The organism is Rhodococcus sp. 27YEA15 (assembly GCF_049739425.1).
Lineage (GTDB): Bacteria > Actinomycetota > Actinomycetes > Mycobacteriales > Mycobacteriaceae > Rhodococcus_F.
In genome coordinates, this window is record NZ_JBMHHW010000001.1 from 1,947,007 (window position 1) to 1,973,228 (window position 26,222).

The window sequence follows — 26,222 nt, forward strand, 5'->3', positions numbered from 1 at the left end:
CGGAACACCGGACCCTGAGGATGATGAGAGGACGTTGTCATGGCAAACGACGAGGAGAAGCGTGCGTGGGCGCCGCGATCCGGGCAGGCACGACCGCGCCAAGAGAATATCGAGGCCGATGCGCAAAAGGTCGCGGCCATGCGGGAGATGTTGGCGAAACCCGGCGGTGAGGACGCTGTACGCAAGCGGTTCGGTGAGGCGGCTGTGGGCGGCACCGAGCACCGCGCTGCTCAGCGGCAAGCCCAGGCCAACCGGCAGCGAGTTCGGAGGACCGCCGAACGGGCTGCGAATGCGGCCCCGAAGCGCCAACCGGGGAGCGTCAACCAGGTCGGGCGCGACCAGGCACAGGCGAGACTCAAGGACGGGCAGAAGCAGCTACGCCAGGCCCAGCAGCAGCCGGCCGATGGCAAGACCAAGACCAAGGCCCAGGTACACGCTGCGGGCATGTGACGCAGCAAGCACAAGAAAACCCCTCTACCAGCGGTAGAGGGGTTTTCTGCTTGCGTCAGTCGAGCAGGTCCGTGGCCGCGATGTCGGGTAGCCGCACTCGGACTCCTGGCCTGCCACCGAGCAGCAGTCGGCCCTCCCCGGCTCGGGGCAACAACTCGTTTGCCGACAATGATTCGATCTTGTCTCTTGCCAGGCTGGTTCGGCCCTGTGCATCGAGCGAGCTGGTCACACGCTCCTCTGTGCCCGCCGACCACGCGGCGGCGTCGAGCAACTCTTTCTCGGGGGCACCAGGCAAGATGAGCACTGAGGGGAAGATGTCTCTGAGAACTTTCACTCCGGCTGGGCCCCAAAGAATCTCGAATTGGGAGCTGCTCTGTACTGCCGCGACGACGCGGATGCCGAGACCACGGCCCTCGCCGATCCAGCCCAGAAAGCGTTTGACCGGCAGCGGCGCGCCGTTGGGCACCTCGTCTAGGACGAAAAGTATGTCGCTGAGTTCTCCGACACGTTTGCGCCAGTGGTTCACGATCTGCACCAGGACGACCGACGCCGCCGGTGCCGCACCGCCCGCCATCGGTGAGACGAGGTAGAGGGTTGCACCGGGCTGCGCCAGCATCGAAGGATGGAATGCCGTGGTGCCCGGCTCACCCACGACGGCCTCGACTGCCCACGCGGACAACGCGACTCGCGCATTGATACCGATGCTGTCTCTCTGCTTCGGGTCGAGTTTCTTTGCCGAAAGCAAGCTCGCGGCGTGCCGTGAACCTTGCAGCATGGCGCGCAGATATGCCACGTCCCAGGTGGGCGTAGCCAAGTCCAGCGGAGGCTCTTCGGCCTCCTCGTCGTCACTATAGTCGCTGGTCGTGGCCCCGCCGTCTCCGTCGTCGCCGGGGTTCTCACAGGCAGCGGTCACCCATTCGATCCCGCCGCCCCACACCGGCTCGCCGGTCTCGGGGTCGGGGTACCAGCCGCCGGCTCGCAGCAGCGCAGCCAAGGGTCGCATGGCAAGGGTGGACCAGAACGAATCCCCGCCGCCGTCACCACCGCCGAGACTGCCGGTCTCGATGAGCAGGGCAGCGGCCTCCAACGAGGAGTCGTCGGAGTCGATGCCTGCGCAAGGATCTGAGGCAACTCGGGTGACCGGGACACCTTTCAGTTCCGATTCGCGGACTTCACCCGACAGATCGAGCAGATACACCGGGCCACGTGTGGACCTCTTGCGGATCGTCATTTCCGCGAGGTCGCCCTTACTGCTCATCGCAACGACGGGTCGCGCACCCCACATCACGATGTTCGGACCCAGCACCGACCTGGATTTGCCTTCACCCGTTCGACCGGAAACGAGCAGGTGAGGTGCTGTTTTCGCGATGCTGCCGTCTCGGCCTCCGGTGTTCGTGCGGTCGGTGATGATCGCGCCCTGCTCCACGACGAGAACCCCGCCGTAGGGCTGGTCCGACGGCGGCGGCGCCTGCCGCGTGCGGCCGGCGGCGGCGGACTTCGCGCGGCCGATCATGACTGCGCCCAGCGTGCTGCAGCTGCCGTCTTTGCACCTTGTCTGACACGTTGCTGTGCTGCTGAGCTTTCGGCGGTGATGGCTTGCTCGATGCCGGGACTGCCGAGGTACTCGAGTTCCCCGAAGGCGTGCAGCAGCAGAGCCCTCGCATATAAACCCGTCGACATTCCGCGCTGCCGTGCGCAGGCCCGCATATCGGCCAGTTCGGTGCTGGTCAGCGGTACAACCTGTCGTGCGGTGAGTTTCTCGGACATAAACACACTCCCTATCGTTCCTGTTCAGATGCGCTTTTGCGCTAGCCATACGGTACCCCACCGGGGTACCGTATCGGAAGGATCACAACGACAACGGGAGCGGATATGGGAAGAATCGGATTCAAAATGATCGGCGTCGTCATCGTTGTCGGCACCATTTTTCTGACGGGGTGGCTGGCGGGCGGCAGCTTCGGCACCGGTCAATCGGCCAAGCAACAGCGGGTGCAGATCGAGGCTTGCCTACCAATAGCTGACGCCGCTGATCTGAGTGCCTGCCTGACGAGTGCACCGTGACCACCGCCTACCGGTGGGAGCGCGAGCGGGCTGCGGGCCTGCTCGCGCGCAGCAGAGCCGGCACCAGCTCCCGGCGCCGCAGCGAGCAGCTGAGTCGCCGGGCTCGACGCGGTGGCCGCGCCGGTACCGGAGTCGAAGGGAGTGCGCTGCACGACGACTTGACGCCTCCGCTGTGGAGGCGTCTGAACAGCACCGATGAGGGCGGGGAGAGCATGGCGAGGGCGATCCTGCTTGCCGTCGTGGCCGTCGACGCGGCGCTGGTCATCGGACCGGCTGTGTTGGCTGCGGTCGGCCTCTACCGCGTGATGTGGTGGATTTCTCCGCGCATCGGCCGGCTCTGGGTGTCGCCGTGGGCCGCTCTCGGTGCGGCACTGATCGTGGTGGGTCTGCTGCTCGGCTGGCTACCGGCCCCGAGTGAGGTCGCCGTGGGCTTGAGCCCCTATTGGCCGGTCGTCCGCGTTCAGGTCGCTAGCGGCGATTGGCTGCTGTGGCAGGCGGTGCTCGCACCGCTGGGCGTGGCCTTCCTGATCTGGGCGTGGGGTTGGGCTGCGGTGCCCAAGAACGCGGTCGCGAAGGCCGTGAAGAACAAGGACGGCACGTTCCGAGTGACACCCGACAAGGAGAAGGTGCGACTCGATCCGCTTGCAGGGGAAGAGATTTCAGAATCAAAGGTGCTGCTGGCAGACGCCGGTAGCGACGACGACTGGGTAGAACACGAAGGAGATCTGAGATGAGCGTGCAACCCGTTACCGTAAATGTCCAGACCGGCGCTGGCGAGATCATCCGCATCGTGGGCACCGTACTTCTGTGCGGCTCGGTCGGTCTCGTCGGCTTCGCCTTGGCAGAGGCTGGCTGGCTCGAAATCGCATCCTCTGGCATCACCATGTTTCTGTCGATGCTGGTCAGGCTCATGTTTAGTCAGGGCCTCCTAGCTGTACCCAAGGGCAGCGGCGACGGTTTCGCAGGGTCCAAGGGGGTCATCCAGACCGTTTCGGCCGACTACACGGCGTGGCTCGCCCGCTCCACCACGTTCAAGTTGTCCCTGGTGGCGCTCGGCTACGCAATCGCGTTTCTCGTTGCCCGCCAGGGCGTTTCCGTGATGCTCACGGTTTTCAGCAACATGTGGATTGCCGCAGCCGCCACTGCTGCGGTGGCGGGTCTGATCGTGGCCCCGAAGCTGATTCCGAATGTCGTCGCTGGTCTGCGCGCCAAAGGCGTGGTGACCACCACACCTGCACCGTCGGCACCTGCACCGTCGGCACCTGCACCTGCACCTGCCGCGCAGGCAGCGCCCCGCCCGGTCAAGCGCGTCTACCGTCAGCCCAACATCGAAGGTGGAAACAATGCCTGACTACGACGACGACGGTTACGAGATCGTGTATGTCGACAGTGAAGAAGAAGCCGACGAGATCGAATATCCCGACGAGCCGGTCGTGCCCGCAGCAAAATCCAACAAGCGGGGCATCCGGCCCTGGCAGGCCGTCGCGGCACTTGTTGCCGTGACAGCCATCGGTGGGACGGCATTCAGCATGATGCGGATGGGCGCCCCCGACGACAAGCCGAGCATCAGCGAGCGTGTCGGGGCGAAGGTCGATGAGACGAAACAGCAGGCGAAGGAGAAGAAAGAGGACTTGACCGAACGCGTCGACGCGAAGGTGGGCGCACTTCGGGCAGATCCTGACGCCTGCAAGGACGGCGGCAAGATGGCGCAAAAGGCGTACTGGGCACCGGACGGTAAGCGACCGACGATGCAACTCCGATTGACCGGGGACAGCGTTGAGTTACCGCCCGCAATCGGGGATCGCATCATCGCTGAGCCGAGCCGCAAAGTCATTTCAGACAGCGTCTGGGTCTATCAACAAGACGACAGGCAGATAGATGTTTTCTGGGTGCAAAGTTTGAACGCGGCCGGTACCGATAGCTCGCGCCAGTCTCGCGAACAGAAAAGCAAACGTCGCATCCCCGGTGCTCCTACGACGACGACGGAACCAACCGCACCCCTTGAAGATTCGTGGTGGAAGGCATCGGTCGCCACCGCCGGGGAACTGCGGCTCACGGGTGAGACCAGCGGCCCCGATGCGAAGGCGTACATGCCGACGGTGACATACAGCGGCGCAAGCTGCGCCACCATCGGAGGCGGTTCGTACAGGGTCGTCGGTGACGGACTCCCGGCTACAGCGGAAGGCGCCGGCGCGGAGCAGGTGAAGGTGGCCGCTCTCAAGGCCGATGCAGCCGACCCGGCGATGGTGTGGCTCGTCATCGAGGGTGAGCTGGTCAAGAGCATTTTCGAGTACGCAGAAGATGAAGGCAAGAACACCGACGGTGGCAACACGGCCACCGTGGACGCGAACAAGGAGCAGACCGATGGCGAATGACGAGAGAGATCGCCTGCGCGCAGAGCGGCAGGCTGAGCAGGCTGAGCAGCGAAACGCCGAGCGTGATCTGGCCGAGTTCACCCAGCAGAAGTCGGCTGAGCAGCAGCAGGCAGACCAGCAGAGACAGCAGCTCGCGCACGCGGTCGGCGGCCTCGTCACTGACACACCGCTGGTGGGTGTGCCCATGATGCTGGCGGTGTGGATGAGGATGCGCCGGACAGAGAGCGGCGGCACCCTCGCGGAGGAGTTCGCGACGTTCCGAGCGAAGCAGGCGCGTCTGACCGGACTCACCGCGACCACGGTCTCCGTCACCACTGGCGCGCTGGCGGGGGTGCCTGACGACCTGCACGTCTGGCTCGGTGAGGCAGTCATGCCCACCGGGGAGAGCGCACATAATGCCTGGGGGGAGCACTACGAGGGCGGATAGCGACCGGGTCGCGGCATGGTCGCGAAGAAGCAAACCTCACCCGGCTCCGGGCCTGCTGTGACCACGGTCGACGCTGACTACGGCCGTGAGCGTGGCTAAGCACAGCGAAAAAACAGAGCCCCGCACCGAATTTCGGTGCGGGGCTCTGTTGGTTCCGACATTCAGGGTCGGCGGTGGTTTCAGTGGTTGATCATGCCGTCAGATGCCGACTCCAAGGTCCTCCTCGTCCAGGTCGCCGCGTTCTACGAAGTCGTCGAGAGCAGTCTTCACCGAATCCTCGACGTGCCTCATGTTGATGTGGACGATGAGGGCGCAAGCGCCCTCGATTTCGCTCTTTGCGGCCATTTCGCACAAGGCATCGAAGTCGATCTTGCCGTCGTCGCCTCTGGGGAAGACTGCGGGTACAAGATCATTCGCATCGAGGATGTTCATTCCGTACCAGGCCCACGCATCTAGATCGACCTTGCCATCGTTGAAGTCGGTCTCGGCGACGATCACGCCGAGTGCTTCGACGGCTGCCTCGGCGTCCTCGGTAAGCACGCCGTGCTCGGTGGCAGTGCGCATGTCGAAGTCCAACTTGTACCCGGCGAGAATCCGCTGGATGAGCGCGTCGTGTTCGTCCAGGAACGTCGCCTCTTCTGCATCTGTGGGCGGCAAGGCTCCTGCGAATGGCAACTCGATCCGCCGCTCCATTGCTGTTTCGGCGTTGCCCGGCTGACCGGCGTGGCTCACGGACGCGCCGAACGTGGGGTGAATGTTAAGAACGAGGCCATCTCGGGGGCTGTCCTGATAGTTGGAATCGTAGTATTTGTGCACTGTGATCAGCGATTCGGTCATGGTGATTTCTCCTGTCGGATTGGCGTTGTTTTGGGAGAGCGGCCAACGCCTGTCCGCCCTCCCAACCCCCACCCGGGGGCGGCTCTGCCGACCCCATTCGTGGGAGATACCCCGCAGGGGGATGGGCTGGCTGACGATGCAGAGCCCAGAATCCCGTAACCATTGGCCGCAGGATTTACGATCCGTGGCGGCGTTACCGCCACATGTCGTAGAAAATTGCTCGATTCGCCAGTTGGCGGCGCTGTGCGAGGTTCTGCCGGTGCCGCCGATTCGCTGCAGCCTGGGCTGCCACACGCTGTTTCTGGTCCTGGGCCTCTTGCCTAAGAGTGTTGAGGCTCTGGCCTACCGAGTCCGCACGGTGCTGCCGGATCAACGCCGCTATCTGCGAGATCGTGTTGCGCTCCAGGTATTCCTGCGGGTAGAAATCGTTTCCGCCGCAACTTTCGTAGTACAACCGGAGCGCTCTCACGGCCAGTGCGAGCTGCGAATCAATGTGAGCGGTGGTTCTGTTGAGCTTGGCTAGACGCCGGTTGGCCTGTACTTTGGCGCCCGGAATGAGTCGGTTGTAAGTGCGCGCAGGCACCCGCTGGGACTGCAGCTGCGCGATCCGGCTCTGGTAGTAGCTCACGACATGGACACACTCAGCGAGTTGTTCCAGGCGTGCTACGAATTCTGTGCGTTCCGATGTGCTCATTTCAACTGCCCCTGTCATCTATTGCTTGCCTACTCACCCCTGCACCCCGGTACGGCAAACTTGCCCGTACCCGGTGACTCTCAGCCGTGTGGGCCGCGTCAGCGCCCAACACGGAGCGCCCCGCGAGGGTCGCTGCGTCAAAGACGATGGCGCGCTCGATCGGCTGACCGATCAGCCGTGCTGCCAGATGCACTGGTTGTTCTCCAGAGCCGAGGTTTGGGCCTGATCGAGAATGTCGGTGTAACGATGAGTCCTGCCGGCATAGAGGTAGGTCTTACCCAGGCCGGCCGAGATCAGCTCGTAGGAGACGAGCTTGTCGGGCTGACCGGTGACCGGATGTGCGGTCCGCACGTGTGCGACATTGCGACCGTAGCGATCGGTCCTGTCCTGTGTGTGGTCGTATTCGGTCCAGACCTTGCCGGAGGCGAGCATGTCCGTCAGGGCCGCACTGGCCTCGGGGCCGCACGGCTCGGCCTTCTTCGTCTTCGGATCCATGATCGCGGCGGCGTCCGCGCCGATGACGCGGACGGTGACGCCCATTCCGATTTTGATGGTGTCGCCGTCGAGGACGCGGTCGAGCACGTACGGACCCTTGAGCTGAGCCTGGTCCGGCACAGGACCGCCGGAGCCGTAGCGATTGGTCGGGCTGGAGTCGACAGCCTTGGTAGTCGGTGTGACCGGCGCGGTTGTCTTCGGGTACGGAGCAGAGGTATCTCTCACGGTGGAGGTCGTCGGAGCGCTCTGGGCGGAGTTGCTCTCGGGGGTCTGAGCCGTGCAGCCGGTCAATATGGCCACGGTCATCGCCCCGGCGGCCACGACGAGCGCCGTGCGGCGACCGCGATGAGCGGCGACAGACAGATGTGGCGACTGCGGCAGGTGGGTCACTGTTCCCCCTAGGGTCGGAAAGAGAAAAGGTGCGTTGCCCTATGTGGGCAACGCACCTAGTTCTAGCAGCGATTATCCGCATCGCAAACACCCAAATTGGGACACAGCGGTCCCCAGGGTGTTCATCTATACGTATTAGAAGTGTATCATGTTCCTCCAAATTTGGTGACCTAAATCACATTAGTATTGGTGGATGCACCACGCACGCGGGGTTGCCTGAGGGTGCAGGCGGCCTCGCGCGGGCCGTTGCTCAGAGCGATCGGAATACGAAAACGGCACCGGACGGGCACTGTGCGACGCTGTAATCCATTTCGAGATCCTGTGTCCAGGCCGACCAATCGAAGTAGCGCACCGCAACATGATCCTCGGCGAGGCCGTCGAACATACAGGTCTCCTCGGCCAGCTGCTGCGCGAACTCGGCGAAATCGCCCCACTCGCCTGCGTACGCCTCGTCGAAGTCGGCTACGACGGGGATGTCGCTGTCACCCTCGGCGGTGTAGGAGCCGCTGCGCACCCAGGCGCACAACGCAGGCCACAGCTCGGTGCCCACCTCCTCGTAGATCTCGCCCCACCTAGCAGCCTCGCGCGTGCTCGGCTCGCCGTCGATCGGCAGATTGTCGGTGTCCAAGCACACAAGTTCCTCGTGGGACGTCGGATAACCGTGCACCTGCTCGGGCGTGATCGCGTCGGCACCCATGGCGGGATACCAGTTCCCGACCAATTGCGATGCTGCATAACATGCTTCGCACCCAACCCATACGCGGGGTTCATTGGCTGTGGGTCGTCGTTCCGCCGTCTGATGAGCAGGCGGAACAAGGAAGCCGGCGTCGTCAGGCCACAGCGCGTTGGCCTGGTTGTGTTGGTCGGCGGCTGCCTGAGCACCCATGCCGCGAGCACCGGGGCTGAGCACCCCGGCGGCGATCAGATTCTCAATCCAAGCATTGGTGTCGGTCATGATGGCTCCCTCGTCGGTGTGGCTGTCGAGTTTGCTGTCGTCACCGGCTTTGCCGGTGTTCATCCCTACGCTCTGTTGCGATCTGACCCAGTGGTAGGCGGGGCTCTGCGATAATTTGTCGATGACCGAACAAGTAGCAGTATTCGATCCGCAGAAGCAATGGGTGTTTGGGTATAAAAGGTTTGGCAACGACGCCCTACCCGATCACTTACTATTGATTTCAACACACCACGCCCATTCTGCTATAAAGAAGGCCGGTTCGACAGAGCCGACCATTTGGCTTGAAGCGGCAATCCATGCGGGCGCTGCGGTAGAGCTCCTCGCCAAAACATTACTTGTCGTCGGTCAACCCGGTTCTCATCGTGGATATGAAGAGTACTCAGAATCCCGGCTTGCTTCATGTGATAGGGGAACGGATCGGTTCGCCAGAGGAAACACAGAGGGCTCATGGGCTGAAAACTAGAGGCCCAGAAAATTGCTTTATCTTGGTGAAGCTAATTTCTGGGGTTAACCTTCCTGTCGGTGATCTGAATAAGGTCCTTGAGGTTAGGAACGCAGCTATACATATGGGCCTGGTCGATGGTCCGGAACTACAAGCATCCGCCGCATCGATGGTTCAAGTCGTAGACAAACTACTCGAAATTGCTAACATTTCGCGTCGCGACTATTGGGGGGATCAACCCCCTCAGAATGAAAAAATAGCAGGTCGAGAGGCGCTGCAGAAGGCCCTGAAAGCAGAAATTGATAAAGCCAAAGCGGTTGCCGATTCATTCGAGCCGCTAGATCGCAATCAAATTGTTGAAGATCTACTTAGAAATAGTGACGATGAGTTTGGTTTCGACCTAGAAGAGTATCCAGAAGGAGCCTCTTATTGGTATGCGCAGAAGTGCCCTGTATGCGAGCGAGCAGGTACCGTGTTCTGCTCTCGATCGGTAACGGCACCTCAGGAGAACTTGCAGGGTGAGTCTGTCGTGGAAGAGCATGCGAAGAGTATTTCGTACCGGTGCAACTCATGTCACTTAGAGCTTGATGAGAGAGGGATGGTAGAGCTCCGACTCGGTGGCGATCGGTCGATAGGCTACCGGTCTGCAACCGAAGACGAGGTGTTGGCTTACCAGGAATATCTTGCTGAGAGGCATTACGAGTACCAACACGATCTCAAGCGGGGCAAGTAGCGGTAGTAGGCCAAGAAGGTCAGCCCTGCGCGGGCAACCACCATTGAACAGGAGAAGCTGAATCTTGGCGGAGAACTCAGACTCGTCACGGCGAGCAGCAACACGCGGCGAGGCCAGTCGTATTCACGAGAGCGCGAAGTACTGCGCGCAAGGGCAGTACGAGGCTGCTAAGCGCTGGAGATTGCAACATTGGACGTTGGGTGTTGCCTGTGCGGGCCTGGGCACGGTGGGGGCCATCCTCACATTTGCAGATTGCTCCCAGATTCTCGCCGGCACATTGACCTTCCTTGCAGCGATCGTCGCTGCGGTGCTGACAGGGGTACGCCCCGACAAGCTGGCTGAACGCGCTCAAACCACTGGAAACGAATATATGACCTTGAGAAACGATACACGCCGATTCATGAACATATACCTCGCGAACTGCTCTGACGACGAAGCAAGTGCAAGGTTGGAGGTCCTGGCCGACCGCGCCTCAGAACTCGATCATTCGTCTGACCCGATCCCGCAGTGGGCTTACGAGCGCGCAAAGACGAATATCAGCCAGGGGGGCCAGGACTTCGAGGCTGATGAATCATGAGTGACGTCACCGCCCGATTGGCGCTGGAATCAATTATCAGGAACGTGACCCCCAATGCCGATGCTAGGGCAGCGGCTGCTCGGCATCGAGCATCCATCGAGGAGTGGCTTAAGGCGGATGTCGGCATCATTCGGATGCGCGAGACTGGGTCATGGCATCACGGTACGGCCACGAACATCAGCAGCGATGTGGACTACTTCGTGACCATGCCCGGGCTGAAGCCCACATTTTCGTCGAACGCATTGGAGACACTGCGTTCCTCCCTGTCGCGAGGGATTTCTGGGTGTGCGGTCACAGTGGACCGCCCAGCTGTTCGGCTGTCCTACTTCGACGGAGGCCCTGCGGTTGAGATCACACCTGCGTTCTACCAGGATGCCGACGACTACGACATCCCGGACCCGGACGGGATCGGCTGGATTCGCAGCAACCCCGCGATCCACCTCGAATACGTCAACGAAGCACAACGAGCTACCGATGGGCGCGCCAAGGGGCTGATTCGCCTTCTCAAGACATGGAAAGCCGCCAACAACGTCCCGTTGTCATCGTTCTACCTGGAGATGAGAACTGCCCAGTATGCCGCCGGGAACGCGCCTATCATCTATGACTGGGATTTGAGGGATCTTTTCAAATCGCTGAATAACAACGGACTTCGCGAAATGAACGATCCGACCGACTACGGACGGCGGATCACGACGGGAGCAGGTAGCGCAGCGGAGTCCGCCGTAGCTGCAATGGCAGTTGATAAAGCTGCCAGGTTAGCGACACTCGCGCGGGCTGCCACTGAGGCCGAAGACCACTCTGTTGCGGTCGCTCATGTGCTCTCGCTGTTTAATGTTGCGAGATAGTCGCTTGCAGTCCATCGGCCGCACGATTTCCGATTTCGCGGGCACGTTGGGATATATGACTCGTGCATCACATCGTTCATCGGGATCGCGACAAGGCGAGATCCGAGGAGCGAGGAACCCGGCTGAGATCGGATACTCGCCCCAAATTTCGGCGGCGCTGGGCGTGGTCATGGTGGCTTACTCATCGTTGTTGCCGTCGAGTCGGAATTCGTCACCGGCTACGCCGGTGTTTCACGCCCAGGGCAAGGCGTCCATCAGCGCGTCCACGTCAACGGTTTCGCCCGTGACCTGCTGGAACTGTTCGACTGCAGTCACAATCTGGCCGAGATTGACTCGGTGCGTGCCGCCGTCGGCGGCACCGACCTCGTCGCAGTCGCTGAGCACGACGGCGACGTCGTCGGCAATGTCGATGCCGACTAACTCCAAGATTTCACGGGCGGTGGTTTGTATGGTGGTTGTGGGCATGACTTCTCCTCGATGTTTCGGTATCAAGGTCCCTGCCGGCACCGGCTGTGCCGGTGGGCACCCAGAATCCGTCGTTACCCCGCTCGCTTCTGGTCACTGAGGCGATCTCGCGGGGGCTCTGCGTAGGGCCTCGGGCGCAGTGAAGGGCCAAGTCCCGGACCAACGATCGTGCGGTGCGCTCGCCTGCGGCGATACCTCCGAGAGCCTTCTCCGCAGCCATGACTTCGAGGATTTGAGGGTGCGACCCGTCTGCGCAGGATCTGGATGGGGCTAGCGGTTGAGGATCCGAGCGTTCAGTCAGTAGACCAAATGACCTCGGTGGCTAGGTATTCGCGAATCACTGTACGAACCACGGTTGCAGAATCGAAATGGCTGACCATGCACCGGTAGATGCCGTGCTGTACTTCCACCCATCCATCTACGAGATCAACAGATGCTGCGGCGCGGACGACTCCTCGACTACCCACTTCGGGTAGCAATCGAGCGTCAGTAGGGTCACTCGGGTCACCGTTCTCGAAGCGTTGCCGCTCAGTGTCACTCATGGTGGGAAGAGCGTCGAACCACACCGAATCGGGGGTGTGAAAAAGGGGTAGGCCACTCTCGAACAAGGCGTGCCCCCTGGCGTTTTTGAGAATGACTCTCTCGACCCTGTCGCTCTCCGGATTCCACCACACCGTCTGCCGGCCCCCCTCAAACTTCAGAATCCGCTGATCGGCAATACGACCTGCGAGTTTCGGACTTTTGCTGAGCAGTTTTGCGATGCGGGGATCAGACTGTTCGGATGGACTCGCGCTGCCGCTGAGCACACACCCGAGCAGGGCAGTTACGTACCGTTCGTCCATGCTGAAGCCTTCGTTGCATTTGGCGCAGATCGGCACCGTCGGCAAGTGAGTCGGATACGGGGGAGTGAGAAGTCCACGGGTTGGCACATGGTCGCGGGTACGAGAGTGAATCAAGGGTTTGGAGCAGTGCACGCACAGGGTCTTCTGCCGGGAATCGGAGTAGTCGACAATGTCATCCATACGTCTAGACATTATGGTGTGGTTCCTAGACCGTTCCGCGATATCGACCTATCCCTCGTGGCAGAAGCGACGAGGTCGCCGTGTGAACCTTGCAGCGTCTCGCCCGTACGCTTGGGATAGTCAAGGACGGGGGATGTCTGACGGTATCGCGTGCCGCAGGGTTAAGTCACCCCAGGTTACGCTCAGCGCATGGCACAGAAGAAGGTTACAAAGACGTCTGCTATCGATGATCTGATTGCCCATCTGAACGCCGCCAAGGACGCGAGCGAGACTCTCGCCAGAGGGAAGGCAGACGGTCATTGGAAGGGCGGACCCAATGCGAAAGAGCGAGACGCTATTGTCGCTGCTAGACAGTCTCTCGTTGCTGCAGTGAACGAGCAGATTTACCAGCATCAGATGCCACGGGGTGTCTTCGATCCCGCAGATCCTGACTTGTTCGGAATCGTCGCGGCGATAGGGCTGGTTCACCAGGACCGCGAACCCCTGAACAACATCATCCCAACCTACGGTTCGGGGGTCTACGCGATCTATTACCGGGGCAGCCACCCGCAGTATCGTTCACTCGCCGGTAAAGAGACGCCGATCTATGTCGGCAAGACGAATACTCCTAACAGCGAGATCATCGTGGAGCAGGGTACAGCGCTCACCACGAGGTTGGGAGAACACGCAAAATCGATCAGCGCCGGGGGTCTAGGGGTCGACAACTTCGAGTTCCGGCGGCTCGTGATCGCCCCTGGATGGGAGCCTGTCACCGAGAGTGCGTTGATCGACCTCTTTCGGCCGATCTGGAACAAGCGCTCTGCAGAGACAGACCCGACCACAGGGCAGGTTGTCAAGTACATCCATGGATTCGGCAAGCACGGCGACAGCTCGGAGACGCGGGGCAACAAGCGATCCCCCTGGGACACCCTGCATCCCGGTCGCAAGTGGGCGACGGACTTGCCCGGTGCAGTAGCTCCTGTGGAAAACCAGATGGAACGTCGAGAGATTGAGGTTCTGATAGACAAGCACTTCGCCGACCACCCGCCGATCACGACCAAGGACGAGGTCGTGAAGCAACTCATCGAGCGGATGCAGAAGGCCCCACGGGGTGGGACGGACTAACGATCATCCGAGGCGGTCGGAGATGTACTGGGTAACATCCTGGACGATCTGGGCGGCAGTGTCGTCGCGCTCGGGGTATTTCCCGGCCCACGTCCGGCCGGGGTGCAAGGTGTCCCACATCGAACGCTTGCCGTTGATCCGACCGCTACCGGGGTCGTGGTTGCCGAACCCGTCGAGGACGGCGTTCCATACGGGTCGGTATCGGCGGATCATGGCGGATTCGCCGAGGGCGATCCAGATGTCCTCGACGACGAGCCAGCGGACGCGGAAGTCGGCGATGTCAAGGTTCTCCACGGTGCGAACGCTGTTGGCATGCTGACGAATTCGTGACGACAGTGCTTTGGTCGTGGTATGTGACACAGCTTCCAAGCCGCGTCGCCCGCCCTTGGGTACCGCTTTACCGACGTAGATCGGCTGGGTGAGAGTCTCGGCGTTGACCATCGACAGATCGGCGTAAGCCGGGAAGTCGCCCAGGTAGTAGAGCGCGTAGACACCCGCACCAGAGAAGCCTGTTACATCGTCGAGCGGGACTGGTTCCATACTCTCGATTTGGGTGACCATGGACAGTGCCAAGTTTTCCATGTCGAGAGGGTTGAACGGCGCGCTCACGCGATGACCGATTCGCGAGCTGCATGGGCACGACGGCTCACGGCTGTCCGTGCCGCGTGAAAAGTTGCAAGGTCGAGGTGTTCACGCACCGACAGCGCCACAGTCTCCGCGAGCATCACGGGCACCGCGTTACCAAGCTGTCGCATTGCCTCTGTCCAAGGTCCGTGCAACCTGTACCGATCGGGGAACGTCTGTAATCGCGCTGCCTCGCGAACCGTGAAATAGCGCACCGAACCATCGACGTCGCGGAGCATGTTCTCACCGCCGGGCACACCGTGGACGCCGGCCTTGAGTGCCTTGGCCGGCGCATCGATGTAGGACCCAGTATGGCCAGGGTATGACCGTGCTCCAGGCTGGAGCACATGGTTGAGATACTTGGCGCTTCCGTTGATCGTCGGGGAGGGGAGCCCTTGTAAAGCATCGCGGACGGTGCGCCAGGGCTTGCGAGGATCGTCTACCAACGCGGCAGTGCGTACCGATGTCGTTCGGTACTTCTTCGGCACCTTGTGCCGATCCCAATACGAGTCATCATCCTGCGAAGCGCGAAGCGCGCTCGCAGAGTGAGTTGCCTTGGGAAAGCTCCATTCCGCGTCGACGTCGGAGCGGAAGCCGACGAAGAACACGCGCCAGCGCTGCTGGGGCACCCCGTAGTCTGCCGCGTTCACAAGTGTTGGAAGCACCTTGTACTGGAGGTCGGAGCGCACCGAAGTGTGCTCGGCCTGTAACCGGGCGAAATGGTCCCCCCACGACTCTCCCTCGTTAGCGACGAGTTCAGGGTGAGCGAGGCGCAACTGGATGTAGTTGTAGTAGTCGGAGAAGGCTGATCGGGTCAGCCCGCGTACGTTCTCGACGATGAACGCCCGTGGTCGCAGCTGCCGGATGACTTCGGCGGTGGCCGGGAACATATCGCGCTTGTCCTCGGCAGCGGCGCCCTTGCCGCCACCCGAGAAGGGCTGGCATGGAGGACCTCCACTGACCAGGTCGACGCCGTCGCTCACTGTCGACCAGTCGACATCGCGGACGTCGCCTTCCTGGACGTCGATGCCGCGCACGAGCGGGTACCCGCCGTCGCGATTCTCTCGAAGGGTGTCGCAGGACCACCGATCCCATTCCGCCACAACCTCTGTGGAGAATCCCGCCAGGTGCGTCCCCAACGTCAGACCGCCACCACCCGCGAACAACTCGATACTGCGCATGGATAGAGACTAGCGACTCAGAGGCGGGGCCTTACGCCACAGGTGCGGTATGTCGCCCGATCGTCACTCACACTGGGCGTCGGCGAACACCCGGCGACAACCTTGCACCGATGTGGCGCGGCGTGCTGACCGGCGTCATCGACGTGAAGCGCGCCTGGCCAGTTCGTCGTCACGGGTACCGGCATGCTGGTAGCGCATGGCGGCTTTGACACTGCTGTGCCCTAGTCGGGCCATCGTTTCGGCCACGGTCGCGCCCGTTTGTGCGTAACGGGTGCCTTGGTAGTGCCGCAAGCTGTGAAACTTCAAGTCCGGCCTACCAGCGCTGCCCTTGGCTTTCCGCCAGTGGTAGTTCACCGTTGACTGCGAGATGTAGTTGCCGTTGCGGTCGGCCCACAGCAAGGCGCCCGGCTTTGTTGCCCCGACATGCTCGGCAACGATTCGTGCGTCGTGGCCAAAGATTGCGATGACACGTTTTCCTGCAGCACTTTTCGGCGCTTTCGCAACTTTGACGAGGCCGCTTCCCTCGACGATGCTGCGCGTGACCGCGATCCTCACCGCATCGACCTCGCCGCTTTCGTCGCGCTCGACGGTCACATTGTCGGTAGTCAGTCCGATGACCTCGCCGAACCTCAAGCCCCCGGCGGCCGCGATGATGACGAACGGACGATACCGACTATCGATATTCTCGATGATGATGTCGAGTTCAACCTCGGTCGGCGGCGTCGTGGACTTTCCCGTCACACTCACACTGCCGCCCTTGACCTTGCACGGGTTGTCGCTGATCAGATCATCTTCGACAGCTGTTTTGAGAATCGATTTGAATAGGTCGTAGGCTCTCGCGGTGGCCGTGGCTTTGCCAGTTGCCATCCACGTCGAGCGCCATTCCCGCACGGCATTCGGCTTGATCTCATTGAGAGGTGTAGCCGACCAGTGGAACAGCAACCCGGTGGGGCCGAGCATCCGCTTGTACTCGGCCGAAGTTCTCAAGGCCAGCAGCTCACCCCTCGAGTTCGTCCTGGTAGCGACCCACTGCGAGGCATACTCGCCGAACGGAACCGCCTTACGTGCGTGTTCGGACGCCTCAGCGGCCTTCCGTGCCGCCTCCGCGTCAGGGTGCTCCCATGTGCCTGCCGCGATAGCGGCCGCTGGTGCTTTCAGCCACTCGCGCGCCTCGGTCTTCGACACGAACGTGCCGGGCGCTTTGTGTCTTGTGCCGTCAGGACCGGTATACCGGGCGCGCCAGCGCTTGCTCGGAAGCTGGTCTATCTGGCCAAAAGTTTCGCGTGCCATGGGGCCTCCTGAGGCTATCGTGGGACCTACGTGGGACTTAGCATGCCAAATCTTGCGGTTTCTTGCCCAGTGCGTGCGGCTAGTTTGGGTGATCTACCTGCTATTTCTTACTCTAATCAGGTATATCACGTCTGGTTCGATCCCAGCCGGGACCACAGTGGAAGACAGCGAACTAAGTAGAAACACCCCTCGGTTACGAGGGGTGTTTTTGCGTTCTAGGATTCACCGTTGCATCTCGGGTGGTCCGGCAAGGGCGTCCGGTCCACCCATGTCGAGGAGGAAGTCGGCGTGGCCGTCGAGTTCGACGGCCCGTTCGCTCGATCGAGGAAACATCGTCGACTCGTAGTTCCGTAGTGCTTGATCGACGGTGTCCGCTTCTGCAAGTGCGAGGGCGAGTTCGCAGGCGTCGAGCATGGCGAGATTCACGCCGATTCCGGCCGGTGGCATCAGGTGGGCGGCGTCACCGAGCAGTGTGACTGTCGGCGAGGGTGCCCAGACGTGGGGTGCGGGCAGTGCGAAGAGTGGACGGTCGACGTAGGCACCGTCATTGTCGGTGATCATCCGGAGAGTCTCGGGGCTCCAGTCGGAGAATTCCTGCAGCAGGTGCGCGCGGATTGCGGAGGTGTCGTCGGGCCGAAGGTCGTGTTCGGCCATCCAATTCAGAGCTTCTCGCCGCGCGATGTACACCCGCATGTGGTCGCCGCTGTTTCTCTGCGCAAAGAGTGCTCGGTCGCCGTCGGATGCCAAGGCGCTGCCGGCGCCGATCATCGCGGCGAGCTCTGGGTGCGAGGTATCCAGGTCGTCGAACCAGGCTTCGAGAAAGCTGACCCCGGTATAGGACGGTGTCGCGTCGGAAACAGCCGGGCGAACTCGCGACGACGCGCCGTCGGCACCGATCACCAGATCTGTCTCGACGATGGACCCGTCGGCGAAGACGAGGCTGCGAGGGCCGCTGTCGGGTCCGGTCACGGATTCGAGGGCGCGATTCCAGCGCACCGTGCCGGGCTCGAGCGAGCGCAGCAGCAGCTCGCGGAGGTGGCCCCGGTCGATTTCCGGCGCAAATGTGTCATCGTCGTCGGGCATGCGGCTGACGAGGACTTCTCCGGTGGTGTCGAGCATCCGCATTTCCTGGCCCTCCATCCGTGCGAGGGCGAAGAACTCGTCGAGGAGGCCGGCTTCGCGCAGTGCTAGCTGGCCGTCCTCCTCGTGGAGATCGAGCGAGCCGCCCTGGTTGCGGGTGCTGCTGTCGGTGTCCCGGTCGTAGACGGTGACGGGGATTCCACGCTGTTGCAGAATTCGGGCGCAGGTGAGTCCGCCGGGGCCGGCGCCGATGATGCTGATGCGCTCGGCGGCAAGTGTGGGTGTGTTCATGACGTCGTTCCTTCCGAACTGATCTCTCGGCCTTGTCGAGGCCGTCGACATCAGAAAAGCACATTCAGTTTAAAAGTGCAATGAGTTAACTTGTGCAATTGAACAACTGTACGTTAGGGTCGTCTCGTGACAATCGAGGAGCCGTTGGGGCGTCGTGAACGAAAGAAAGCCGCTACCCGCCAAGCCATTGCGGACGCAGCGTTGGAGCTGTTCCTGGCGCGGGGATTCGACGCCGTGAGTATCAAGGACATCGCCGACGAGGCCGACGTGTCGACGACGACGATTTTCAAGCACTTTCCGAGCAAGGAGGCCCTGCTGTTCGATCGGGAAGACGATTTCGCGAGACAGCTTGCGGCGGCAGTGCGCGAGCGTCCGGAGGGTGTCGGGCTTCTCGACGCGATTCGTCGACACGCACTTGCGGCGTGGGTACCTGTCGCCCTCGACCCGCAACTCGACGAGTTGACCGCACTTGTCGATCAGACACCCGCGCTCCGGAACTATTGGGAGGGCCTGTGGTCGCGGCATGCGAGAGCTCTTACAGCCGTTGTCGCCGAGGATCTCGGACGGCCGGCTGATGACCTGGCGTCGGCAACGCTTTCCCGGTTCGTCGTGCAGATACCTATCCTCGTCAAGGGTCGAGAGGACGCCCGACAGGCGGTCAGTGAGGTATTCGAGATCCTTGCTCGCGGCTGGGATGTGTGAGAACTCCGGGGCTGAGCTTCCCGGCATGGAGACCGCTCTCGATTACACATCGCCTGGACCTTTGACCGGCGTCGACGAGGGGGATGTACTCGCTCTCGAATCTCTTGCCGACAACCCGGTGGACATATGCCGGGTTGTCGGCAGTCTGGTTGTCGAACCTGACGACGTGCAGTCCTTGAACTTGCCTGCCGATCGCTTCGACGACAACCAGATCCGTTCGGCAAGCATTCTCCTGCAACGGTTACTCGCACTGAATCCGGCACGGGTGACCGTCGCCCGGGAGCCGTCCGAGCGCGTCGTCGGAACATGTCGACACTTCGCAGTGATGAGTTGTGCGCTTCTGCGGCATAGAGGAATCGCCGCTCGGGTCCGCTGCGGATTCGCGACTTACTTCCAGCCGGGGCAGAGCGTCGACCACTGGATCACCGAATACCGCGGTGGTGACGCGTCGCGATGGATTCGTATCGATTCCGAAATCCTGGGACAGACGGTGCTGCCCCACGCAGATGATCTACGGCCGGGGGATTTCCTCAGCGGCGGTGAGGCGTGGCAGGCATTTCGGCGCGGAGAGGTCGATGCGGCGACGTTCGGGGTGTACGGAACCGAGAACTGGGGTGCCGCCGAGATTCGCGGAAATGCGGTGAAAGATCTTGCTGCTCTGAATAAAGTCGAGATGCTGCCGTGGGACGAATGGGGCCGGATGACTGAAGCGTACGACGGTCAGACGGGTCCGGGCTACGATCTGTTGCTCGATCGTCTTGCCGAGGTGTGTGCGAGCGACGATCCTGCCGCGGTGCGCGCACTGTACGACCACGAGGATCTACGAGTGCCGAACCATCTGATTCGTTGACCGGACGCCTGCTCTGCGATGTCTACGTCAACTCGAGGCGGCCCACGTACGAGTCGGTGTAGGTCGGGACTCGCCTCGGGAAAACCGCTTGCACGTGAACGGGAAACCGTGGATCTTGTGTTGCGGAGTGCCGCTCGGGTGCGCCGTGGAGCTGAAGGATCGAAGCACGTGTATCCGGTGCGACTGGAAGGGACGAGGGCGCCCACTTTGATGTGGGCAGAAGAAGTGGGGGTGGAACAGCAAGCGCTGCAACAGATACGGAACGTCGCGTCGTTGCCGTGGGTGCACGGCGTTCGCGTGATGCCCGACGTGCACGTGGGCAGCGGTGCAACGGTGGGGTCCGTCATAGCCATGCGGGACGCGGTGGCACCGGCAGCGGTCGGAGTCGACATCGGATGTGGAATGACCGCGGTTCGCACCGATGTGCGGGCCAAGGACCTACCGGACAGCCTGCGCGGCATCAGGTCCCGCATCGAACGGGCTGTACCGGTCGGATTCTCGATGCACGATCGGTCGGTGAACATCGGTTCGCTCGGGCCGAACGTACTCGGGCTCGAGACGGGCCTGCGCAAGTTCTGGAAGCAGTTCGCAGACCTGCATCCGGGAGTTCAAAGCCGGGAGTCGCGGGCACTGAAGCAGTTGGGCACGCTTGGCGGCGGAAATCACTTCATCGAGGTGTGCCTTTCGGACGAGGGCGAGGTGTGGCTCATGCTGCACTCCGGGTCCCGGAACATCGGCAAGGAACTGGCCGAGCGGCATATCTCGGTTGCACGCACGCTGACGCATAATCAGGGTCTTGTCGATCGTGATCTCGCGGTATTCCTCGCCGGCACGCCGGAGATGGAGGCGTATCGCCACGATCTGAATTGGGCGCAGGAATACGCGTCGCGGAACCGGACGTTGATGATGGCGTTGGTGATGCGGGCGTTCGCGGAGTCGATGCCGAACCGGAAGGTCGGGTTCGACGATCTGATCTCCTGTCACCACAACTACGTCGCCGAGGAAACGATCGACGGACTCGACCTACTGGTGACGAGGAAGGGAGCGATCCGAGCAGGTGCTGGTGAACTCGGCCTGATTCCCGGCTCGATGGGGACGGGCTCGTATGTGGTCCGGGGTCTCGGTTCGGCGCAGTCGTTCCACTCAGCCTCTCACGGTGCCGGACGCAAGATGAGCCGGAGCAAGGCGAAGCGGACATTCACCGTCGACGATCTGATCGAACAGACCGCGGGCGTCGAATCCCGCAAGGACGCGGGCGTGGTCGACGAGATTCCGGGCGCGTACAAGAACATCGACGACGTGATCGCCGCGCAGAGTGATCTGGTCGAAGTGGTGGCACACCTACGACAAGTGGTGTGTGTCAAGGGTTGAGGAAAGGAACAACGATGAAGAAGGAGTCAGTAGGAGCCGCACAGAAAGATGTCCCCGCAGCAGTTGGCGGCGCATCTGGGCCGGCGAGCGTCCGGCGCGGCCGGTCTGCACGAGGACCGGAGAAGCAGACGAGTCAGAACCCGGGCAGCGGTCAGATGCGCAGCAGTGTCGGAGTCGAGGAGCGGGTCCTACCGCAGCAGCGGTGGGGCCCGTTCCCGTCTGCACCCGGCGTGGCGTGCACAGGGTCGCCCTCAGGGTTCGATTTCTCGGGTCCAGACGGTCTCGTCCCGACTGTTGTCGGGCCGCCAGGTGACGGGATCGCCGGCCGAGCCGACTGCGTCGGTGAACCAGTAGGTTTCGCCGGGCGCCCACCCGGCAATCACGCTTGCCGTCTCGTCGTCGACGTCGATCGCCGTGCCCGCCGCCGCCAGGTACCCGGCGACAGTGAGATGCACACCGTCGTAGTGTTCGGCGGTCTGTGACCAGTCGGGTAGTACCCATCGCCCCGCCCGTCCGGTGGTCCGGTACCAGTCGTGCCGCTTCTGCGCGGTCACTTCCAGTGGGAACCGGCGGCACAATTCGGCCCAGGCGTGCGCGCTGTCGATCTCGTACACGTGGGCGGACCCGGGGACGCTCGTCTTCGTCGTGACGACCGACTCGGGGTCCATTCCGTCTTCGACGAACCACAATCCGGCCGGGGTCCCGTCGAACAACGTCCGCGTCGACGAACGGGTGGGCGGAATCGACCACCAATACCCGGAAAAGTTCGCTGCGGGATCGGTCGGTCGCTCACGCGCAGCTCGCACCTCCTCGGTGAGTGTCTCGGTGCGCCAGAGTTGAAGCTGTTGCACGGCAGTCGGTTCGGTGACTTCCGGCTGTGTGTGGCCAACCGTCCACTGATCGGCCGACTCCAGCGGCTCTGTCCACCACCGGGTGTGCGGTGATCCGGCGACGTGCTCGGCGATCCGCCGAAGTGCGGCGCGCACCGGGTCGACGGCGATCAGTACGTCGTCGCCGTCGGGTTCCTGCCAGTAATACGCGGTGCCGGCTGCCTTCGCGAGTACGGAGCGCAACGCCGCCGCAGTGACGTCGGGTAGCGCCACCGCCGACACACGGGCTGCCACCTGCGCCGGGGTGACTACCGGTTGCGTCGCTTCCTCGGCGCCGGGGCCGTACAGCACCCCGGCAGTTCCTCGTTCGACGTCGAGCTGACGACTCGCCCAGAACACCGCGGAATGCAGGGAGTTTTCGTGGGATTCGGCGGTCTGTTCCTCGGCGGCCAGAGCGTAGGCGAGTAGGAGGCGACGCCCACGTGGGCCGGCGAGCAAGGACTGAACCACGGTCATCTGTTCGTCGACTCCGGTCTGCCGCGTTGGCTTTGGCGGGCACAGCCTATGGGAGGCTTTGGCGGGCACAGCCTATGGGAGGCTATGGTCATGTCTGCCATCATCGACTACTTCACTGCGACCTCGGATCAGCACGCCGCCGCCGCACTCGCCGGACTCCTCGACCTGGCTCCCGAACTGATCGAGGAGAACGAGGCGTTGTACCGTACCTCGCCGGCCATGGCCACTCGCCCACGAGTTCAGTCGGCCGCCACGGGGACGCCGGTTCTGCAGTCGAGGGGCATCGATCCGAGTGTCGCTCTCGGTCGACTCGAAGCCGCGCTTACTTCACGCGAGTACGACGAAGTGGCGGCGGGCACGAGGTGTGGTGCGCTCGTGGCGATGAGCGAGGACGGTGACAGTCTTGTCGTGACCGTCACCGACGAGTTACGTGATGCGCTGGCAGCGCTCACAGCGGACGGCGTCGCAGCCGTTGCGGCGCTTTGGGCGATGGACGAGACGAGCGAACCGTCGGAGGAGTCGGTGCCGTGGCTGACCGCCTTCGCGGAACTGGCTGCGGGCGGCGTGTCCCGAGGCGAGCGTGTGTACGCGTACGTCGTCATCTGACAGCCAGCTCGACATCGGGTAGGTGTGTGTCGACAAAACCGCAGGTACGTCTGTCGTGATCGCACAATGATCAATTCCGACCTGACTGCCGGGCCGGCCCGGGTGCGTGGGGCGTCACACCTGCGGTCCGGGGCCGCGTAGGTGTCCGGACTGCTGCGGGTCGGCGATTTCGGCGGGGCCGATACGATGTCTGCGGTGCGCCTCTTCGACGCACCGCAGATCTGAACGTGACAGCAATGCCACGTCACTATCGAACCAGGAGCACATCGTCGTGACCAGCCCCGTGCCAGAGCGCTCAGCCGACCTACTTCGAGTGCCCGCAGGGACGACGGCCGGGACGGCTGTTCGGGAGGCCGGCTACCCCACCAAGGGGCCGGACGTCGTCGTGGTCGTTCGCGACGGCGAGGGCGCACTCAAGGATCTGTCCTGGACCCCTGATGTCGACGTCGAGGTCGAACCTGTCGCTGCTTCCACCGAGGACGGCCGTAGTGTGATTCGGCACTCTGCGGCGCACGTCCTCGCGCAGGCCGTGCAGAAGGAGTTCCCCGACGCCAAGCTGGGCATCGGCCCGCCGATCACCGACGGGTTTTACTACGACTTCCAGGTCGAGCGGCCGTTCACACCTGAGGATCTGACGAAGCTCGAAAAGCGCATGAAGCAGATCATCAAGGGGTCGCAACGCTTTTCACGTCGAGTCGTCGACTCGATCGAGGATGCGCGGGTCGAGCTCGCGAACGAGCCGTTCAAGCTCGAGCTGATCGACGACAAGTCCGGCATCGACGATCCCGAGATCATGGAGGTGGGCGGCAACGAGCTGACCATCTACGACAATCTTGATCCCCGTAGTGGCGATACCATCTGGTCCGACCTGTGCCGCGGCCCGCACTTGCCCACCACCAAGCACATCCCGGCGTTCAAGCTCACCCGCAGCTCGGCCGCCTACTGGCGCGGAAATCAGGACAACGCCGATCTGCAGCGCGTGTACGGCACCGCATGGGAGTCCACCGAAGCGCAGGACGAGTACTTGGAGTTGCTGGCCGAGGCAGAGCGCCGCGACCATCGCAAGCTCGGCACTGAGCTGGATCTGTTCAGTTTCCCGGACGAACTCGGTTCCGGTCTGCCGGTCTTCCATCCCAAGGGCGGCATCATCCGCACCGAGATGGAGAACTACTCCCGCAGCCGCCACATCGAGGCAGGCTACGAGTTCGTCAATACCCCGCACATCACCAAGGGACACTTGTACGAGGTGTCGGGTCACCTGGATTGGTATCGCGACGGCATGTTCCCGGCGATGCATGTCGACGAGGAACTCAACGAGGACGGCACCGTGCGCAAGCCGGGCCAGGACTACTACCTCAAGCCGATGAACTGCCCGATGCACAACCTGATCTTCCGGGCGCGTGGACGTTCCTACCGCGAATTGCCGCTGCGCCTGTTCGAATTCGGTTCCGTGTACCGCTACGAGAAGTCGGGCGTCATTCACGGACTCACCCGCGTGCGCGGTATGACGCAGGACGACGCGCACATCTACTGCACTCGCGATCAGATGCGTGACGAGCTGACCACGACGCTGCAGTTCGTGCTCAACCTGCTCAAGGACTACGGGCTCGACGATTTCTACCTCGAACTGTCCACCCGTAACCCGGAGAAGTCGGTCGGCAGTGACGAAATCTGGGAAGAGGCCACTGCCACGTTGGCCGAGGTCGGTGCTGCCTCCGGGCTGACACTGGTGCCGGACCCGGGTGGAGCCGCGTTCTACGGCCCCAAGATTTCCGTCCAGGTCAAGGACGCGCTCGGCCGTACCTGGCAGATGTCCACCATTCAGCTGGACTTCAACCTGCCGGAGCGCTTCGATCTCGAGTACACCGGCAACGACGGCGTCAAGACCCGCCCGGTGATGATTCACCGCGCCCTGTTCGGCTCGATCGAGCGCTTCTTCGGTGTCCTGACCGAGCATTACGCCGGTGCTTTCCCGGCGTGGCTGGCTCCGGTGCAGGTGGTCGGGATTCCGGTGGCCGAGGCGTTCGCCGACCACCTCTTCGACGTCACCACCAAGCTCAAATCGGCGGGTGTGCGGGCCGAGGTCGACTTCAGTGACGACCGGATGCAGAAGAAGATCCGCAACCACACCACCCAGAAGGTGCCGTTCATGCTGCTCGCGGGTGAGCGGGATGTCGAGGCGGGCGCGGTCAGCTTCCGTTTCCGCGACGGAACCCAGATCAACGGTGTTCCTGTCGACGAGGCGGTGCGGATCGTCACCGAGTGGATCGCTCGGCGCGAGAATGTGTCGCCGACAGCCGAGTTGGTGCAGTCGAGCGTGCCGTCATGACCACTTCGGCAGGAGACGGCCCCGGCTCGATCGTCGATCGTGGTGCAGGCGACGCGGATCATTTGCAGCGCATCTGGTCTCCGCACCGCATGTCGTACATTGCGGAATCGCCGAAGACGCCGGGCGCGACCAACGAACCGTTCCTCGACATCCCGAAGATGTCCGACGAGGACGGTTTGATCGTCGCTCGAGGTGAGTCGGTGTACGCGGTGTTGAATTTGTACCCGTACAACCCGGGGCATCTGATGGTGGTCCCGTATCGCAAGGTCGCAGCACTCGAAGATCTGACCCCGGCCGAGAGCGCCGAGTTGATGGCGTTCACCCAGCAGGCTCTCCGGGTGATCAAGCGGGTATCCAACCCACACGGTTTCAACGTCGGGCTCAATCTGGGTGCGGCTGCCGGGGGCTCCTTGTCGGAGCATCTACATCAGCACGTCGTTCCGCGCTGGGGTGGCGACGCCAACTTCATCACGGTTCTCGGTGGAGCGAAGGTGATGCCGCAGTTGTTGCGTGATACGCGGGATTTGTTGGCGCGGGCGTGGAACGACTGAGCGGGTCACTCGTATCGAAGCTGAGCGGGTCGGTTACGTGATCGACGAGGTGAGGCGGCTGCCGACATGGCAGGATGCAATGCTGCAACGAGTTCCAGTTCGGGACTCACGACGGGGAGGGTTCGTGCG

Annotated in this window: 30 protein-coding genes; 17 read left to right on the top strand and 13 right to left on the bottom strand. The window is 62.4% G+C overall.

From position 1 onward, the window contains the following. The first annotated feature begins 39 nt into the window (after positions 1 to 39). On the top strand, positions 40 to 450 hold the full coding sequence (locus ABH922_RS08970) for a hypothetical protein (RefSeq protein ID WP_424806575.1): 411 nt from the start codon (positions 40 to 42) through the stop codon (positions 448 to 450). A gap of 55 nt (positions 451 to 505) precedes the next feature. On the opposite strand, the gene ABH922_RS08975 is transcribed toward ABH922_RS08970, so the two are convergent. Both ABH922_RS08975 and ABH922_RS08980 read right to left on the bottom strand, forming a co-directional pair. Continuing rightward, positions 506 to 1,963 (bottom strand): type IV secretory system conjugative DNA transfer family protein, encoded by a 1,458-nt coding sequence (locus ABH922_RS08975; RefSeq protein ID WP_424806576.1) that lies wholly within the window; start codon positions 1,961 to 1,963, stop codon positions 506 to 508. Beyond that, the gene (locus tag ABH922_RS08980) at positions 1,960 to 2,217 is read right to left on the bottom strand and encodes a hypothetical protein (protein ID WP_424806577.1); all 258 of its coding nucleotides are present in this window, start codon (positions 2,215 to 2,217) and stop codon (positions 1,960 to 1,962) included. Before ABH922_RS08980 ends, ABH922_RS08975 begins: the two co-directional genes overlap by 4 nt. A gap of 126 nt (positions 2,218 to 2,343) precedes the next feature. Here ABH922_RS08980 and ABH922_RS08985 point away from each other — a divergent pair, with 126 nt between their 5' ends. From ABH922_RS08985 to ABH922_RS09005, 5 genes are read left to right on the top strand one after another with little or no spacing between them, the layout of a single operon-like run. Continuing rightward, positions 2,344 to 2,511 carry a hypothetical protein gene (locus ABH922_RS08985; RefSeq protein ID WP_424806578.1) on the top strand — a complete coding sequence of 56 codons (168 nt, stop codon included), beginning with the start codon at positions 2,344 to 2,346 and terminating at the stop codon, positions 2,509 to 2,511. Continuing rightward, complete coding sequence (locus tag ABH922_RS08990; RefSeq protein WP_424806579.1) at positions 2,508 to 3,245, top strand: hypothetical protein; 738 nt, start codon at positions 2,508 to 2,510, stop codon at positions 3,243 to 3,245. The genes ABH922_RS08985 and ABH922_RS08990 overlap by 4 nt, the downstream gene beginning before the upstream one ends. Next, a complete protein-coding gene (locus ABH922_RS08995; protein ID WP_424806580.1) occupies positions 3,242 to 3,862 on the top strand; it encodes a hypothetical protein in 621 nt (206 codons plus the stop codon). Before ABH922_RS08990 ends, ABH922_RS08995 begins: the two co-directional genes overlap by 4 nt. Further along, a complete protein-coding gene (locus ABH922_RS09000; RefSeq protein WP_424806581.1) occupies positions 3,855 to 4,886 on the top strand; it encodes a hypothetical protein in 1,032 nt (343 codons plus the stop codon). Before ABH922_RS08995 ends, ABH922_RS09000 begins: the two co-directional genes overlap by 8 nt. Then, on the top strand, positions 4,876 to 5,313 hold the full coding sequence (locus ABH922_RS09005; RefSeq protein WP_424806582.1) for a hypothetical protein: 438 nt from the start codon (positions 4,876 to 4,878) through the stop codon (positions 5,311 to 5,313). Before ABH922_RS09000 ends, ABH922_RS09005 begins: the two co-directional genes overlap by 11 nt. 198 nt (positions 5,314 to 5,511) lie before the next feature. On the opposite strand, the gene ABH922_RS09010 is transcribed toward ABH922_RS09005, so the two are convergent. From ABH922_RS09010 to ABH922_RS09025, 4 genes are all read right to left on the bottom strand, one after another. Next, on the bottom strand, positions 5,512 to 6,150 hold the full coding sequence (locus ABH922_RS09010; protein ID WP_424806583.1) for a hypothetical protein: 639 nt from the start codon (positions 6,148 to 6,150) through the stop codon (positions 5,512 to 5,514). Between the two features lie 193 nt (positions 6,151 to 6,343). After that, the gene (locus ABH922_RS09015) at positions 6,344 to 6,844 is read right to left on the bottom strand and encodes a hypothetical protein (protein ID WP_424806584.1); all 501 of its coding nucleotides are present in this window, start codon (positions 6,842 to 6,844) and stop codon (positions 6,344 to 6,346) included. A gap of 171 nt (positions 6,845 to 7,015) precedes the next feature. Beyond that, the gene (locus ABH922_RS09020) at positions 7,016 to 7,729 is read right to left on the bottom strand and encodes a thermonuclease family protein (RefSeq protein ID WP_424806585.1); all 714 of its coding nucleotides are present in this window, start codon (positions 7,727 to 7,729) and stop codon (positions 7,016 to 7,018) included. Positions 7,730 to 7,979: 250 nt separating this feature from the next. Next, entirely contained in the window at positions 7,980 to 8,747 is a 768-nt protein-coding gene (locus ABH922_RS09025) for an antirestriction protein ArdA (protein WP_424806586.1), read from the bottom strand. A gap of 58 nt (positions 8,748 to 8,805) precedes the next feature. Here ABH922_RS09025 and ABH922_RS09030 point away from each other — a divergent pair, with 58 nt between their 5' ends. From ABH922_RS09030 to ABH922_RS09045, 4 genes are all read left to right on the top strand, one after another. After that, positions 8,806 to 9,147, top strand: coding sequence for a hypothetical protein (locus ABH922_RS09030; protein ID WP_424806587.1), 342 nt, complete (start codon positions 8,806 to 8,808; stop codon positions 9,145 to 9,147). 25 nt (positions 9,148 to 9,172) lie between these two features. Then, a complete protein-coding gene (locus ABH922_RS09035) occupies positions 9,173 to 9,859 on the top strand; it encodes a hypothetical protein (protein WP_424806588.1) in 687 nt (228 codons plus the stop codon). A gap of 64 nt (positions 9,860 to 9,923) precedes the next feature. Then, positions 9,924 to 10,436 (top strand): SLATT domain-containing protein, encoded by a 513-nt coding sequence (locus ABH922_RS09040; RefSeq protein ID WP_424806589.1) that lies wholly within the window; start codon positions 9,924 to 9,926, stop codon positions 10,434 to 10,436. Next, the gene (locus ABH922_RS09045) at positions 10,433 to 11,281 is read left to right on the top strand and encodes an SMODS domain-containing nucleotidyltransferase (RefSeq protein WP_424806590.1); all 849 of its coding nucleotides are present in this window, start codon (positions 10,433 to 10,435) and stop codon (positions 11,279 to 11,281) included. Before ABH922_RS09040 ends, ABH922_RS09045 begins: the two co-directional genes overlap by 4 nt. A gap of 231 nt (positions 11,282 to 11,512) precedes the next feature. Here ABH922_RS09045 and ABH922_RS09050 read toward each other — a convergent pair whose 3' ends face one another. Then, complete coding sequence (locus tag ABH922_RS09050) at positions 11,513 to 11,746, bottom strand: hypothetical protein (protein WP_424806591.1); 234 nt, start codon at positions 11,744 to 11,746, stop codon at positions 11,513 to 11,515. Between the two features lie 293 nt (positions 11,747 to 12,039). Further along, entirely contained in the window at positions 12,040 to 12,768 is a 729-nt protein-coding gene (locus tag ABH922_RS09055) for a hypothetical protein (RefSeq protein WP_424806592.1), read from the bottom strand. A gap of 189 nt (positions 12,769 to 12,957) precedes the next feature. Here ABH922_RS09055 and ABH922_RS09060 point away from each other — a divergent pair, with 189 nt between their 5' ends. Continuing rightward, positions 12,958 to 13,872, top strand: a complete 915-nt coding sequence (locus tag ABH922_RS09060) for an Eco29kI family restriction endonuclease (RefSeq protein ID WP_424806593.1) — start codon at positions 12,958 to 12,960, stop codon at positions 13,870 to 13,872. A 3-nt stretch (positions 13,873 to 13,875) separates the two neighbouring features. Here ABH922_RS09060 and ABH922_RS09065 read toward each other — a convergent pair whose 3' ends face one another. The 4 genes from ABH922_RS09065 to ABH922_RS09080 all read right to left on the bottom strand — a co-directional run bounded on the left by ABH922_RS09065 (position 13,876) and on the right by ABH922_RS09080 (position 18,338). Beyond that, complete coding sequence (locus tag ABH922_RS09065; protein WP_424806594.1) at positions 13,876 to 14,454, bottom strand: Eco29kI family restriction endonuclease; 579 nt, start codon at positions 14,452 to 14,454, stop codon at positions 13,876 to 13,878. Positions 14,455 to 14,477: 23 nt separating this feature from the next. After that, entirely contained in the window at positions 14,478 to 15,677 is a 1,200-nt protein-coding gene (locus ABH922_RS09070) for a DNA cytosine methyltransferase (protein ID WP_424806595.1), read from the bottom strand. 135 nt (positions 15,678 to 15,812) lie between these two features. After that, on the bottom strand, positions 15,813 to 16,637 hold the full coding sequence (locus tag ABH922_RS09075) for a tyrosine-type recombinase/integrase (RefSeq protein ID WP_424806596.1): 825 nt from the start codon (positions 16,635 to 16,637) through the stop codon (positions 15,813 to 15,815). A gap of 552 nt (positions 16,638 to 17,189) precedes the next feature. Further along, complete coding sequence (locus ABH922_RS09080; RefSeq protein WP_424806597.1) at positions 17,190 to 18,338, bottom strand: FAD-dependent oxidoreductase; 1,149 nt, start codon at positions 18,336 to 18,338, stop codon at positions 17,190 to 17,192. A 126-nt stretch (positions 18,339 to 18,464) separates the two neighbouring features. Between ABH922_RS09080 and ABH922_RS09085 the strand changes: the two genes are divergently transcribed. The 3 genes from ABH922_RS09085 (at position 18,465) to ABH922_RS09095 (ending at position 21,261) form a co-directional block, all read left to right on the top strand. Next, on the top strand, positions 18,465 to 19,040 hold the full coding sequence (locus ABH922_RS09085) for a TetR/AcrR family transcriptional regulator (RefSeq protein ID WP_424806598.1): 576 nt from the start codon (positions 18,465 to 18,467) through the stop codon (positions 19,038 to 19,040). A 25-nt stretch (positions 19,041 to 19,065) separates the two neighbouring features. After that, on the top strand, positions 19,066 to 19,890 hold the full coding sequence (locus ABH922_RS09090) for a transglutaminase domain-containing protein (RefSeq protein ID WP_424806599.1): 825 nt from the start codon (positions 19,066 to 19,068) through the stop codon (positions 19,888 to 19,890). 168 nt (positions 19,891 to 20,058) lie between these two features. Then, positions 20,059 to 21,261 (top strand): RtcB family protein, encoded by a 1,203-nt coding sequence (locus ABH922_RS09095; protein WP_424806600.1) that lies wholly within the window; start codon positions 20,059 to 20,061, stop codon positions 21,259 to 21,261. Positions 21,262 to 21,512: 251 nt separating this feature from the next. Here the strand turns inward: ABH922_RS09095 and ABH922_RS09100 are convergent, their stop codons facing one another. Beyond that, positions 21,513 to 22,607 (bottom strand): hypothetical protein, encoded by a 1,095-nt coding sequence (locus ABH922_RS09100; protein WP_424806601.1) that lies wholly within the window; start codon positions 22,605 to 22,607, stop codon positions 21,513 to 21,515. 90 nt (positions 22,608 to 22,697) lie between these two features. On the opposite strand from ABH922_RS09100, the gene ABH922_RS09105 reads away from it, so the two are divergent. From ABH922_RS09105 to ABH922_RS09115, 3 genes are all read left to right on the top strand, one after another. Continuing rightward, entirely contained in the window at positions 22,698 to 23,213 is a 516-nt protein-coding gene (locus ABH922_RS09105; RefSeq protein WP_424806602.1) for a hypothetical protein, read from the top strand. Positions 23,214 to 23,484: 271 nt separating this feature from the next. Beyond that, positions 23,485 to 25,542, top strand: a complete 2,058-nt coding sequence (gene thrS / locus ABH922_RS09110; RefSeq protein WP_424806603.1) for a threonine--tRNA ligase — start codon at positions 23,485 to 23,487, stop codon at positions 25,540 to 25,542. Next, positions 25,539 to 26,093 carry an HIT family protein gene (locus tag ABH922_RS09115; protein WP_424806604.1) on the top strand — a complete coding sequence of 185 codons (555 nt, stop codon included), beginning with the start codon at positions 25,539 to 25,541 and terminating at the stop codon, positions 26,091 to 26,093. The genes thrS and ABH922_RS09115 overlap by 4 nt, the downstream gene beginning before the upstream one ends. Positions 26,094 to 26,222: the final 129 nt, after the last annotated feature.

Bases quoted from the DNA above. Each gene is read 5' to 3' on its own strand.
- ABH922_RS08975 (WP_424806576.1), bottom strand. From the start codon at position 1,963: ATGATCGGCCGCGCGAAGTCCGCCGCCGCCGGCCGCACGCGGCAGGCG.
- ABH922_RS09045 (WP_424806590.1), top strand. From the start codon at position 10,433: ATGAGTGACGTCACCGCCCGATTGGCGCTGGAATCAATTATCAGGAAC.
- ABH922_RS09005 (WP_424806582.1), top strand. From the start codon at position 4,876: ATGGCGAATGACGAGAGAGATCGCCTGCGCGCAGAGCGGCAGGCTGAG.
- ABH922_RS09090 (WP_424806599.1), top strand. From the start codon at position 19,066: ATGGAGACCGCTCTCGATTACACATCGCCTGGACCTTTGACCGGCGTC.
- ABH922_RS08985 (WP_424806578.1), top strand. From the start codon at position 2,344: ATGATCGGCGTCGTCATCGTTGTCGGCACCATTTTTCTGACGGGGTGG.
- ABH922_RS09015 (WP_424806584.1), bottom strand. From the start codon at position 6,844: ATGAGCACATCGGAACGCACAGAATTCGTAGCACGCCTGGAACAACTC.
- ABH922_RS09100 (WP_424806601.1), bottom strand. From the start codon at position 22,607: ATGACCGTGGTTCAGTCCTTGCTCGCCGGCCCACGTGGGCGTCGCCTC.
- ABH922_RS09030 (WP_424806587.1), top strand. From the start codon at position 8,806: ATGACCGAACAAGTAGCAGTATTCGATCCGCAGAAGCAATGGGTGTTT.
- ABH922_RS08980 (WP_424806577.1), bottom strand. From the start codon at position 2,217: ATGTCCGAGAAACTCACCGCACGACAGGTTGTACCGCTGACCAGCACC.
- ABH922_RS08970 (WP_424806575.1), top strand. From the start codon at position 40: ATGGCAAACGACGAGGAGAAGCGTGCGTGGGCGCCGCGATCCGGGCAG.
- ABH922_RS09000 (WP_424806581.1), top strand. From the start codon at position 3,855: ATGCCTGACTACGACGACGACGGTTACGAGATCGTGTATGTCGACAGT.
- ABH922_RS09080 (WP_424806597.1), bottom strand. From the start codon at position 18,338: ATGAACACACCCACACTTGCCGCCGAGCGCATCAGCATCATCGGCGCC.
- ABH922_RS09055 (WP_424806592.1), bottom strand. From the start codon at position 12,768: ATGGATGACATTGTCGACTACTCCGATTCCCGGCAGAAGACCCTGTGC.
- ABH922_RS09050 (WP_424806591.1), bottom strand. From the start codon at position 11,746: ATGCCCACAACCACCATACAAACCACCGCCCGTGAAATCTTGGAGTTA.
- ABH922_RS09065 (WP_424806594.1), bottom strand. From the start codon at position 14,454: ATGGAAAACTTGGCACTGTCCATGGTCACCCAAATCGAGAGTATGGAA.
- ABH922_RS09025 (WP_424806586.1), bottom strand. From the start codon at position 8,747: ATGAACACCGGCAAAGCCGGTGACGACAGCAAACTCGACAGCCACACC.
- ABH922_RS09105 (WP_424806602.1), top strand. From the start codon at position 22,698: ATGTCTGCCATCATCGACTACTTCACTGCGACCTCGGATCAGCACGCC.
- ABH922_RS09010 (WP_424806583.1), bottom strand. From the start codon at position 6,150: ATGACCGAATCGCTGATCACAGTGCACAAATACTACGATTCCAACTAT.
- ABH922_RS09115 (WP_424806604.1), top strand. From the start codon at position 25,539: ATGACCACTTCGGCAGGAGACGGCCCCGGCTCGATCGTCGATCGTGGT.
- ABH922_RS09075 (WP_424806596.1), bottom strand. From the start codon at position 16,637: ATGCTCGGCCCCACCGGGTTGCTGTTCCACTGGTCGGCTACACCTCTC.
- ABH922_RS09060 (WP_424806593.1), top strand. From the start codon at position 12,958: ATGGCACAGAAGAAGGTTACAAAGACGTCTGCTATCGATGATCTGATT.
- ABH922_RS09070 (WP_424806595.1), bottom strand. From the start codon at position 15,677: ATGCGCAGTATCGAGTTGTTCGCGGGTGGTGGCGGTCTGACGTTGGGG.
- ABH922_RS08995 (WP_424806580.1), top strand. From the start codon at position 3,242: ATGAGCGTGCAACCCGTTACCGTAAATGTCCAGACCGGCGCTGGCGAG.